9 protein-coding genes and 1 pseudogene are annotated in these 11749 nt (G+C 41.1%); 9 read left to right on the top strand and 1 reads right to left on the bottom strand.

Translation table 11 applies throughout. The features are described from left to right. The first annotated feature begins 51 nt into the window (after window positions 1–51). The 3 genes from A6049_RS29360 (at window position 52) to A6049_RS29370 (ending at window position 4001) form a co-directional block, all read left to right on the top strand. Window positions 52–1752, top strand: coding sequence for an RICIN domain-containing protein (locus A6049_RS29360; protein WP_240321580.1), 1701 nt, complete (start codon window positions 52–54; stop codon window positions 1750–1752). Window positions 1753–1888: 136 nt separating this feature from the next. Then, the gene (locus A6049_RS29365; protein ID WP_063567971.1) at window positions 1889–3175 is read left to right on the top strand and encodes a GDSL-type esterase/lipase family protein; all 1287 of its coding nucleotides are present in this window, start codon (window positions 1889–1891) and stop codon (window positions 3173–3175) included. 52 nt (window positions 3176–3227) lie between these two features. Next, complete coding sequence (locus tag A6049_RS29370) at window positions 3228–4001, top strand: alpha/beta hydrolase (RefSeq protein ID WP_338020287.1); 774 nt, start codon at window positions 3228–3230, stop codon at window positions 3999–4001. Window positions 4002–4261: 260 nt separating this feature from the next. Here A6049_RS29370 and xynC read toward each other — a convergent pair whose 3' ends face one another. After that, window positions 4262–5530, bottom strand: coding sequence for a glucuronoarabinoxylan endo-1,4-beta-xylanase XynC (xynC, locus tag A6049_RS29375; protein WP_063567972.1), 1269 nt, complete (start codon window positions 5528–5530; stop codon window positions 4262–4264). An 806-nt stretch (window positions 5531–6336) separates the two neighbouring features. Between xynC and A6049_RS29385 the strand changes: the two genes are divergently transcribed. The 6 genes and pseudogenes from A6049_RS29385 to A6049_RS33815 all read left to right on the top strand — a co-directional run. After that, the gene (locus A6049_RS29385; protein WP_240321581.1) at window positions 6337–7710 is read left to right on the top strand and encodes an XRE family transcriptional regulator; all 1374 of its coding nucleotides are present in this window, start codon (window positions 6337–6339) and stop codon (window positions 7708–7710) included. Next, window positions 7707–7850, top strand: coding sequence for a hypothetical protein (locus tag A6049_RS33470; protein ID WP_157258438.1), 144 nt, complete (start codon window positions 7707–7709; stop codon window positions 7848–7850). Before A6049_RS29385 ends, A6049_RS33470 begins: the two co-directional genes overlap by 4 nt. A 134-nt stretch (window positions 7851–7984) precedes the next feature. Continuing rightward, window positions 7985–8185 carry an aspartyl-phosphate phosphatase Spo0E family protein gene (locus A6049_RS29390; RefSeq protein WP_063567974.1) on the top strand — a complete coding sequence of 67 codons (201 nt, stop codon included), beginning with the start codon at window positions 7985–7987 and terminating at the stop codon, window positions 8183–8185. 695 nt (window positions 8186–8880) lie between these two features. Beyond that, on the top strand, window positions 8881–9048 hold the full coding sequence (locus A6049_RS33475) for a hypothetical protein (RefSeq protein WP_161490661.1): 168 nt from the start codon (window positions 8881–8883) through the stop codon (window positions 9046–9048). 542 nt (window positions 9049–9590) lie between these two features. Continuing rightward, the gene (locus A6049_RS29395) at window positions 9591–10148 is read left to right on the top strand and encodes a 2'-5' RNA ligase family protein (RefSeq protein ID WP_063567975.1); all 558 of its coding nucleotides are present in this window, start codon (window positions 9591–9593) and stop codon (window positions 10146–10148) included. A gap of 1036 nt (window positions 10149–11184) precedes the next feature. Continuing rightward, window positions 11185–11749 (top strand): annotated as a pseudogene (locus tag A6049_RS33815) (YVTN family beta-propeller repeat-containing protein); the annotation flags it as partial.

Here is an 11749-nt window from a genome sequence, read left to right on the forward strand (position 1 = left end):
GAGGTGATGCCGTCTGTTTTCACGTTTCACCATTTAAGCTCAGGAGGGATTATGTTGAAGAAGATGTTGAATTACTGTAAATTTATGCTCATTCTGGCTTTGCTGCTGTCCATCATGCCACTCGGATCGGGTCGCGTGGACGCGTGGGTTGGCATGCCCATGGGCAAGCTTCACGTCAGTGGGAAAAATCTAGTGAACAGCAGTAACCAACCCGTCGTAATGAGTGGCTGGCATCAGCCCTCAGGAGCCTACTGGACCTACCAGAACAGCAATTATTATCTTAGTCGAAACGGCAACAACCGCCATGCCGCTACATTGGCTTATCTGAAAGACATTACCGATACATTTACAAGTACAAGTCCTAAATACGGAAGCAGCCACGGCTGGAATATGAATCAGATTCGTCTGTTCATTGACCGCGAGGACATGGGAGACGTAGCAGCAGGCACTTATAATTTTGCTGGTGTACAAACTGTAACGCAGAACGTCATTATCCCTTATATCCAATATGCAAAAACGAAAGGCGTCTATGTTACACTCGGACTTGACTTCACATTGAAGGATGATCAAGCTACGACCACAGCCAATCTGCAAAAGTTCAATCAAATCTGGGGTTATCTCGCTTCTCGCCCGGAAATTAAAAGCGCAGACAACGTACACTTTGAGCTAATCAATGAGCCGGTTAAATCGTATGCTAACGGACATTGGGGCGGCTACAACGGCGAGAACGACTTTGTGGATCACTGGAATGATCTGCGCAATTTCCAGAACTCCATCATCTCAACCATCCGCAGCCAAGGCGCAGATAATGTTATCTGGGCCGCTGGTTTGGGGTACAACCAATTCTATAGTCTGACAGCAAGCCATCCCTTAACAGACCCTTTGAACAATTACGGTTATGCCGTTCACTGGTATCCGGGGTACGGAGCGCATGACAACATGTCGATTCTGCAAGATCAGTGGAATACAAATGTGAAGGCAGCGGCTGATAAATATCCAATTAACATCACCGAAGTCACGTGGTTCAAAACGAAGGCGGGCGATTCCGAATACTGGAATCTGTTCAACGGTAGTAATGAAGGTTTTGGCAACAATACGAAGACCATTTTCAACGCGGCAGGCAATGTCAGCATTGCAGCACATATGAACGGCTTCATTTTGGATGCCGGGGAACGAAGCTCCTTTGCCGATCCAACGGCAGGCCTGAAATGGGACGGTGATGCTTCACGAAGCGCGATGGGACGTTTTCTGTTCAATTGGTTCTATGAACGGGCACAGTCTTACCCGAACGGTGGCACTCCATCAACCGGATTGACACCGGGGGCAACCTACAAGATCGTGGCAAGACATTCGAGTAAGGTTATTGATGTACCGGGTGGGGTAAATGAGAGCAATTTGCAGCTTCAGCAATGGTCTGATCTGGGCGGCAATCCTCAAAAGTGGGTCCTGACCCAGATTGCTAGTGGAATTTACAGTTTGACGAGTGTAAATTCGCCCGATAAGGTCATCGACATTCGTAATGGGACAAGTAACAACGGAGAGGCAGTACAACTCATGAGCAATTTGAATACCACCGCGCAGCATTTTAAAATCAACGATCTGGGCAATGGCTATTGGAGTATTATAAACGTCAACAGCAATAAGGCCATAGAGGTCGCAGGCTCCTCAACGGCAGACGGTGCCAAATTACAGCAAAACGGTTTTACAAACGCAACCAATCAGCAATGGAAATTTGTCGCAGTTAACAATTAAGATGTATCTCCAAAAGCCCGGCTTAGCAAATTTAAGCAAGGCTTTTGGAGTATACCTGAAGTTTATTAGCGTGCTTCATAATATGCTTCAGTAACCCAATTAAACCCTTTGTTGATGGAAAGGATGATGGATGTCCATGCTCAACAATTCAGCGGATTCGGCAAATGAAAAGGAAGGTCCGACGGCACCGTGTGACCCTGTTGGGGTTGCTGAAGCTGGGAATGAGCCGCCGGTTAATCCCGAGTCACAGGCTTATCGTGATATGATCGGTAAATCTCTATTGAACAAAGGAAACAACACTAGATTGAAGGCTGCTATTGAAAAAGCAAAACGCGGCGAGCCGGTCACCATCGCTTACATTGGCGGCTCGATTACCCACGGCGCAGGCGCCATTCCTCTTCATCTGAATTGTTACGCCTATCGCTCGCATGAAATTTTCAAGCATATGTTCGCTCCATCGGATGACAGTCCGATTCGTCTGATCAAGGCAGGCGTAGGCGGCACGCCCTCACAGCTGGGCATTGTCCGCTATGATCGGGATGTGCTGCGGGACGGGACAGTCCAGCCTGATATTGTCATTGTGGAGTTTGCCGTCAATGATGCAGACGATGAGACCCAAGGCATTTGTTACGAGAGCTTGGTGCTCAAGGCACTTGGCGCTAACAACAAACCAGCCGTCATTCTGCTGTTCAGTGTGTTTGAGAATGACTGGAATCTCCAGGATCGCCTGACTCCTGTTGGCTGGCATTATGATCTGCCTATGGTGAGTGTAAAAGATGCTGTGGTGGAGCAATTCCAGTGGACGAAGGAACAGGGCAATGTCATTACCAAAAAGCAGTTTTTCCATGACATCTACCATCCGACCAATGCCGGACATCATATTATGGCCGACTGTCTGGGCTGGTTGTTCGACGTAACGGATCGATCCGCCCCGGACGAGGAAGATAACGCGAATGAAAAGCCACCGCTGCTCGGAAATGCCTTTGTTGACACGAAGCTGCTTGACCGTCTGAATGGCGACAGGATCGCCCGGATTGAGGCGGGTGGGTTTCGGGAGACGGATACCGATCTGCAACTGACAGAGATGGATGATCATGCACACGGTACACCGCTATTTCCTAATAACTGGATGCATACGGGGCAGAACGTAGCGGGTAAAGACAGTTTTAAGCTGATCCTCCGGAGCAAGCGCCTTATTCTGGTGTTCAAGGATTCCGGAAGGGCGGATTTTGGAACCGCGAATATTAGAGTGGACGGAACACTGATGAAGACAGCCGATCCGCATCAAGTGAACTGGACACACTGCCATGCCGTAATCCTGTACGATGAAAAGCATTCCAGAGAGCACACGTTGGAGATTGAGATGGCTGAAGGCCACGAGGGCAAACGATTTACGATTCTGGAATTTGGTTATGTTGATTAGTCACAACATCCTGTTTAGCAGCAACGAAAGAAGCATGTTGGAAGGGGAGAATATGATGATAACTACAGCACCAGAAGGGTATGACCAGTACAGGGAAAACATACTACACGGCAACATGGAAATGGTGGAATATTTCTCGGCAACCGTTGGGAACTCGCGCAAAACAATGGTGTATACTCCACCCGGATATTCCATTGAGTATACGTATAACGTCCTCTACCTTTTGCATGGGATCGGTGGAGACGAAGCCGAGTGGCATAATCATGCCAATCCACAAGTGATTCTCGATAATCTGTACGACGATAAAAAGCTTGAGCCGATGATTGTCGTATTTCCTAATGGCCGAGCAATGCCAAACGACAGGGCTGAGGGAGATCTGTTTGATCCTGAGAAAATAAAAGCATTCGAGACGTTTGAATCCGATTTACTTCACGATTTAATTCCTTTTATTGAATCGAATTACCATGTTCGGACGAAAAGGGAGAACCGGGCAATTGCAGGTTTGTCCATGGGCGGAGGCCAGTCTTTAAATATCGGATTGAACAATCTGAACCATTTTGCCTGGATCGGTGCGTTCTCCGCAGCTCCAAACACCAAAGCCCCGGAGCTGCTCCTCCCGAATCCATCAGAAGCGTCATCGCTTCTCCGTTTGCTCTGGTTGTCCTGCGGTGACCAAGATAACCTCAAGCAAATCAGCGAACAGTTGCACGGTTATTTGACACAACACGAAGTACCTCATATTTGGTATGAGGAAAGCGGTGGACATGATTGGCCTGTATGGAAGAACGATCTGTATCAATATTCCAAATTAATTTTTCAATATTAACAGGATTGTAAAGAAAAGCCTATAACGAGCTCATGTTCAAGAAATAGACAAGAACAAAAAGACAAGAGCACTCCTATTGTGTTTTAGACAGGGGAGCGCTTTTGTTTTTTTGTTTTGGTTTTGACCATTCATATGAAGACAACTCCCATTGAATATCATTGGAAGTTGTCTCAAGGGTTTTTCGTTTATTTGCTGTACGATTTTAATATGAGGACATCAACATTTATGCAAGGAAAAGTGTGGGGCGATCGGACATGTTACTATTTTAATGGAGCTGTGAATGTGGTAACACTCTGGGCAGGAAGTTGAGCAGTAAAGGAATTGCCAGTGACGTTTATCGAAGAGCCGGTTGCCAGATTTCTAGTGCTGTCCGTAATCCAGGAAGATACGGTTGAGGCGTTCCCGTTCTGCAATACAAATTTTTGGTTTACGGCGGAAGTACCTCGGTTAATTGCTACGATAACCACCTTGTTGTCTCCTTTGTAAGCAGAGATAAACGTCTGGGTATCCGGATTTTTCGTCGCCTCAACTCTTACAAAGCCTGGTCGAACAAACTTGGAAAAATGCGCCATGTTATATCCACGTTTGCTTATGGTGCCATCTTCTTTCATGGGACCGTACTGTCTACGAATATACCACCATACATAAGCCTGGAAATCTGCCTCTACCATGGCATTATGGATGTGATAGGAGACATCCAGCGCCTCTGGCCAATTATCTGCTGAGTTTGCGTTACTATTAGGGTAATATACCTCTGACATCCAAAGTTCCTTTCCTGCACCTTTTTGTTTAAAAAGTGGGTAAGGGAAATTGTTAAATTGTGTACCATACGTATGTGCACCCAAAATGTCCATGTTTGCTAAAGCTTGAGGATCATTCAGTATGGGATCTGACATTTCTTTTAGGTAGGAGAAGGATTCTGGCGCCATTACTTTCGCTCCTGTAATGGAGCCCGCATAATCTTTCATGAATCGAAGCATTTCTTGAGGCGTCCACCACGTCCAATCATGCGCATAATCCGGTTCATTTTGTACGGAGATTGCATAGAGATTAACACCGTTGGATTTCATGTAAGAAACAAAGTCATTAAGATGCTGTGAATACGCAGCATATTTATCGTATTTAAGTCGCTTGGCCGTGGTGTCCCCATTACGATTGAATGTCTCCACCATATCACTTGGAGGATTCCATGGTGACGCAAAGACGATTGCCCCTTGTTCAATCGCTCGTTTTGCGGTAGGCAATTCTTTATACCAATTGTTTTTATTATCATCAATATAGACACGCAAAATTGAAAAACCCAGCTGATTTTGTCCATTACCAAATGCTGTATCTCTTTGCGATGGTGTCAAATCTCCTATCCAGGCCGGATGATTAATTCCCCCAAATCCCTTGATAAGCTGCTTTTGAGAAGACAAGTTTACAGTAACATCGCTGGCAGCCGAAGCCTGAATTGGAGTTAATATCAGCGGGAGGGCAGTCAGGAGGGCCAAAAGAACACTAATTGACTTCTTCAATTTGAATAACAAAACGTACACTCTCCTCTAAAACGAAATTTTATCAACCTGAATAAGAAAGCCTAGATCTTATTTTGGGCAAATAATTTTCTTGTATCACCCTCTTTCATACAAAAATATATAAATATATGGGATAATTTATATATTTTTGTATTGTTGTGAATTTAATTCTACGGGAATATATAAGGGATTTAAACCGGACAGATTCCAGTTTTTTGTGCATGTAAGAGACTCACGGCCCTAGCATGAGTCTCTATCTGATAACTGATGAATTCATAATTTTGTTCATTTCACCAAAGAAGTTACGTCCATACGGTCGAGTCAATGGCAACTTATGTGATGCGAAGCGTAATCTGTACGACGATTTTTTAAGGATAAGGCCGGGGGCTATTTGGCTGAGCTGGTGTGTTCATCGTGAAGCTACAGCTAAACATATCCATTCTGGCTTGATGGCAGTGGAAGTACCAGGAGTTCGAGGGGATGGGGCGGCTTGTTATGGATTTTGTGCTACAGATACTTAGCTGGCTTACGGAAGAGGAAAGTAATTCCATTAAGCAAACACAGGCTGAATGTTTTGCTAACGCTAAGAAAAAAAGGAAAGCACTTGGGGGGCCAAATGTTTGCCTCGTAAAAATTTGGTGGACGTTGAGCTTTATGCTCTGGATATGCTGGAAATGTTCCTGTCTTGAACGGGGAGAGTCAATAGAATATTAAAAATTGAATTCGATCTATTGACCGATGGTTAACTTTTACATTATATTTCTAAATAAGCGTTTATATTGAAAATATTGGGTTTTTAATTTGGGAGGAGGTATATTTTGGAACTTTCAATTAAGACGATCCGATCAGAAATGTATAATTACATAAAAGATAATCAAATAGTCATTTCTCATTTTGCTGAGAGAGCAGGTATTAATCCAGGCTCTTTGAGTAAAATTATGAACGGGGTTATTCCGGTCCCTGTCCGGACCCTCGATCAAATTACTGAAGCTATGAAATTAGAGCCTGGAGCATTATATGAAATATATATATATGAATTTTTTAATGAGAGTTCACCGGATTGGAGAAGGTGTAAACCTTTAATTAATAGATGTGCTGAACTGAATAAACTTGATTGTCTTGATCAGTTGGTTAGTATAGTGATGGACAATCTAAATTATTTACCTATGCTATTTGACGTGGCTGAAATTCTGAATAACAAGAACTATAGTGAAGCTGCTTTAATTATATATAAGAAGGTTGCAGAAAGTGAACGCTTCCAACATGCCGAGCGTTTGGCTACTTGCCAATACAGGATATTTAAAAATTCTTTAACTGATAATCAAGAGATCAATTTGGAATGCGCAGCACAGTTTGAACCCTTTATTAAAAGGTTGGGCGAGGCAGAACAATTGGATGCATTAAAGGACCTTATAAATCTCCTCATGTCTTTGCACAGGTGGGATAAATCAAAATACTTAGCAGAAGAAATGGGTCGTATAGCAGAAAACCTTTATAAACAAAAGCATAAAAGAACTCATAAAAATCCAAAACTAACTAAAACTGAAAAGCCTCTATTTGGTTACATTCTTTACTCTAATCTAATTCTAGGTACGATTTCCGAAGAAAAGAATGATTTTGAGAATGCCATAAATTATGTGACTCGCTATGAGGTTCACGATTGGATTGTAGAGACAGATGAATCCGCTGAGGCTACTAAATATCAATTTGCAGAGTGGGCGAAAGCTAATAGATACTTGTATAGGCTTATGTCTGGAGAAGTGAGTGTACTTAAAGAGTATGTCGAATATATCTCTTCAAATGAAAATGAAATACTACGAGCTCTATTCAAAATTGTGAAAGCAGCTGAAATGTATAAACTTAATATAGACAGTATTCTTGAGCGTTTTGAACAGGTGATATTGAATCAAATTAAGGGAAATGGTCAAGTGGGAACGTACACGGCTGAGATTATAGACGATGGTTTAGCAAATTTTTTAGCTGATGTGGGTTCTTACTATACTAAAAAAGGTGCATATAGGATTGGAATTAATTACGTCCTAGAGAGTTTGGCAATATCAGCTAAAATTAACAATACCGCATGCATGGTGAGGTGTATATGCATGTTTGAGAAGTTTCGTTATTTTATTGATGAGACTTCGTTAAAAAGATATACGACAATCATGACGATTTACGAGGAGGGTTTAACATGAAAAAAAAGTTGTCCTTAGTTATGCTGATTTTGAGTTTAGTAATTACTTTAGTACCATTAAGTGCGTTTGCTTCTGACGAAATACCACCTGTTCCAATACCGCTATATTCTCCAAGCAGTCATGGTTCTGGAGGTTGGTAGCTATTACAATTTATAAATGTCTTGGGGCACCCAATGGGTGCCTTTTTCTGTTTTAGTAAGAAATATGATGTTCATTTTTTTCTCTAACTTTTTACATAAAAAGATAATATATAACAGTATAGGAGTGTGATACTGTGAATGATCGTTATTTAACAAATATAAAACTAGAAGTTGAAAGAAAAAAGTTACATAATCTCATCAAACACCACGGCTTAGCACATCCATTAGTGATCAAACAGTCTCAATTTCTTGATCGGATCATCAATGAGTACAATAATAAGTCTAAAAAATGTAAGCACCCTCAGGTGAATGATGATTTAAAGAGTCCAAAATGATCCCCATACGAAGCAAGACGTCCGATAACCGTGACAAGAATACATTTCAGAAGACTGCAAAAAAAACATGATTTGACGATTTATTGCAATTGAAAAATATTGAAATTTGATTTTTTTATGTAATATGATGATAAACTGTCGAGGGATAAGAACATAATCCGATTGCTGATTAGGTACATAACTAATCGGTTTTCTACCCCCTAATTCAGCAAACGGGCAGATTAACGTGGTTGTAGCCATACTGATTAGAATGCCTAATCCAGGTGATGGAAAGGTAGTATGTGAAGCTGCTGTACAAGGTATCACTGATTTTGCTTTTAACCACCTGAAGTTCTGTCTGTTGATGGAAGCGAATTAAGAGACACGAACATATATGTATTAGTAAAGTAAGCATTTTTTTACTGATGTGATTTGTTAAGCTAACAGAAAACTATAGTTTGTCACTTCAGCTAGAAAGCGTTACGATGTGCTATAAGGAGTTTATCTTTGAAGTTCATTCAGTTATAGAACAGAGAGAGGGCAAGGGGCTTTATACAAAGAGAGAAGGGAATGTAGTTTGCAACGCCGTCTCAGAATAAATATGAAGAGCAATTGGAGTTGTTTATGGAATTATGCAAAGAAGATGAAGTGTTTGTACTTCAGAGAGATCCAAAACTTGTCTTAGTAGAACTATGTTTTATAAGGAGGCATGTAATATGGATTTAAAATTTAGGGAAAAGGCTCTGTTATTTTACTTGATTGAGGCTAGATACAATGATTTGGAGTTAAGAGAGGAGCAAGTATATCAGGAAATTGAAGATCTATACTTTAAATTTAAAGATGAGTTAGAACGTGAATATGGGGAAGACTGGCGAGAAATTTAAATCACGGAGGTACCCAAGAAAATGATTTATTGGAGTTGGAGCATACAGACTTTAGTGGTTTGGAAACAAGCCCAAGAATCAGGTTGCTTGGAGGGAAGCTCTGAACACTTAATGTTTCCAGAACAATACATATGGATGATGGAACAAATGAAAAATAGATTACCTAATTACAAAGGTGAATATCTGGTTATGGGTTAAAAAGCCTGATATGAGATCTACCGGATTTTGATGGAGGAACTAAATGCGTAAGATTGAACATGGATCTCAATGAGAAAGATAGAAATGACGAAAGAAGAAAGTTGGAACGGATTTTTGATTAAAACGAGCGGTTGATAGAAGTCGCTAATTTAGCGTTTTTTTTTCATTTTATCGGTGCAAGTTCTTGTCCCGAGCCAAGGACAAGAACATAGTCCGATTAACTTTAGGCATGTATCTAATCGATTTTCGACTGTTAATTCGTTAAGCTAACGGGCAGGATTGCTCAATGTTACTGTTGAATACTCTTCATTGCAGGGGCTATAGATATTGAGGGGGTTATAGAAGTGTTCGGAGTAGTTGCTCATTTTGACCAGAATACAGAGCTTTATATAAAGCAGGTTTGGAAAGAGTTGAGCAATAATGCAGTTTCCAAATATGCAGAGGAAGTACAAGATAGACGACCTCACATTACGATAGCAGGTTATAACTCTGACCTAGATATCGAGCAATTCATAAGCGATTTTGACTACTTTTATGAATCTAAAAAACAACTTTCAATCACAATGAGCTCGTTAGGAACCTTCTTGAACACGGGGATTTTATTCCTTGCGCCTGTTCCTTCCAAAGAGTTTTTAACGTTTCATGATAATCATCACAGTTTCTTTGAAAAATATCGAATGAATGCTGAGTCTCAGTATCTTCCGAATAACTGGATGCCTCACTGTACCATAGCTAACAGATTAAATGATGAGAATTTAAAAGAAGCGATGTCTTACTGCGCTAAAAGAATCGAAAGAATAAGTGCTACAATCGTTGAAGTATCAATAATCAAAGCTATATACGAAAATAATACATGTATAAAGTCACCATCTATTCATATGAAAGCTTTGGGCACTGTCTAAAATTCAATAAAACTAAAGTATCATGACCCAGAGCAAGTTAGCTAACGGGAAAAGTAAGCTCAATAAAACAAAGAAAGCAGCCGATCATTGTGATTGGCTGCTTTTATTCAACTGACGTGCTGAGTATTCTATAGATATGTCTAAACCTCCTATTAGGTGAACTGGCGAGCAGCTAGTTGCTAAAGTTGGTCCCTATGTCAAAATTTTAGACGGAAGAGAGTTTATGTTCAACTTCGTGAATTAAACGATAATTTCTTTGGTAATGATCGCATTGGTTGGGTTCCGATGAATCTTATGGCAAGTAATAGTCATTTTTATGACTCAGTTGCTCCATTAGATACGAGTGCCGCATTAAAAATGGCTTCGTAATCCATTTCTAAGGTAAAAGAACTACTGAGCTTATTGAGAAAGCTCATGGTGCAGAACTTGCTGGAGCTCTAACTTGGGAAGGGTTTGATAAATTCAAAGTTAAATATTCTGTTGAATGGCAGACCGGAGATTACTCCTATAGAACTGGAACTATTGAAGCTAAAATGAAAAAGTCCACAGAGAAATGGATTCCTTATTCGTATCATTACTATGAGTCATGGAGGATTGTAGCTCCGTAACAAACAATGAGATGTCGCTATTTTACCTGCCATTCCATAGTTAGAATGAGAAATTAAAGTAGATGCACAATCGAGGGCGAAGTTAAACTAACAGCCAGATTACTTTAATATCTAATATCCATCGCGTTCATCCCTACTTTGGTAATCTTCAAATGACGCTTGGTGGTTTATAAAAATAAACAAAGAGTCGGATGAATAAATTGAGCATTTTGAATGTCGCAGGAGAAAATTTATAAGTGGAACTGTCTTCAACTGTTCACACTCTTGAAAAATAAAAGTATACCATGTATGGACAAAAATATGTGGCACAGGGAAAAGGAAGACCAGGCAATTAAAATTGTCGGTCTATAGGAGTCAGAGAAGTATTAGTATATAAGGAATGTAGATATCTCTCCTGTTTCTAAAAAACGTACAAAGGGGAGGGAATAATGACTATTTTATCAACTGGACCGATTGAGAATAATCCGGTCAATGGTGTAAGACCAACACAACAGCTGACCATCAATATTGATAATAGAAATGTGGCCACTAATGCAATTATCTTGATTCAGGGTTATTACCTAAACGGGACTAGAACGGAATATGTACTCGAATTAATTAGTGTAAATCCAAATCAAGCAATAAGGAAAGATTATTTTGCGGATCTGGATGTATTTGAATTTGTCTTTACAACAAGTGGTTTAGCAGAACAGCAGATAGAAATTTCAGTTTGGGGAAAAAATTCTTCAGGACAGCTTGTAACGCCTCACCGTATCGTATCATCAGAGTTGTTAGGAGCCAATGGAATAGGAACGACTGGATCGACGGGTTCGACTGGCGCAACTGGTCCGACAGGTGCAACTGGGGTAACAGGAGTTACAGGTACCACAGGTGTGACTGGGATTACAGGGGCCACCGGAGCTATCGGAAGCGCAGGAGTAACAGGAGACACCGGCGTAACGGGAACTGGAACGACTGGAGTCACCGGCGCGACGGGTTCAACGGGTACGACGG

It is taken from the genome of Paenibacillus sp. O199 (assembly GCF_001636635.1).
Lineage (GTDB): Bacteria > Bacillota > Bacilli > Paenibacillales > Paenibacillaceae > Paenibacillus > Paenibacillus marchantiae.

What these genes read in the sequence shown, in the direction of transcription:
- A6049_RS33470 (WP_157258438.1), top strand. Translation starts at nt 7,707, where the DNA reads ATGAAAAAAAAGTTGTCCTTAGTTATGCTGATTTTGAGTTTAGTAATT.
- A6049_RS29365 (WP_063567971.1), top strand. Translation starts at nt 1,889, where the DNA reads ATGCTCAACAATTCAGCGGATTCGGCAAATGAAAAGGAAGGTCCGACG.
- A6049_RS29360 (WP_240321580.1), top strand. Translation starts at nt 52, where the DNA reads ATGTTGAAGAAGATGTTGAATTACTGTAAATTTATGCTCATTCTGGCT.
- A6049_RS33475 (WP_161490661.1), top strand. Translation starts at nt 8,881, where the DNA reads ATGGATTTAAAATTTAGGGAAAAGGCTCTGTTATTTTACTTGATTGAG.
- A6049_RS29370 (WP_338020287.1), top strand. Translation starts at nt 3,228, where the DNA reads ATGATGATAACTACAGCACCAGAAGGGTATGACCAGTACAGGGAAAAC.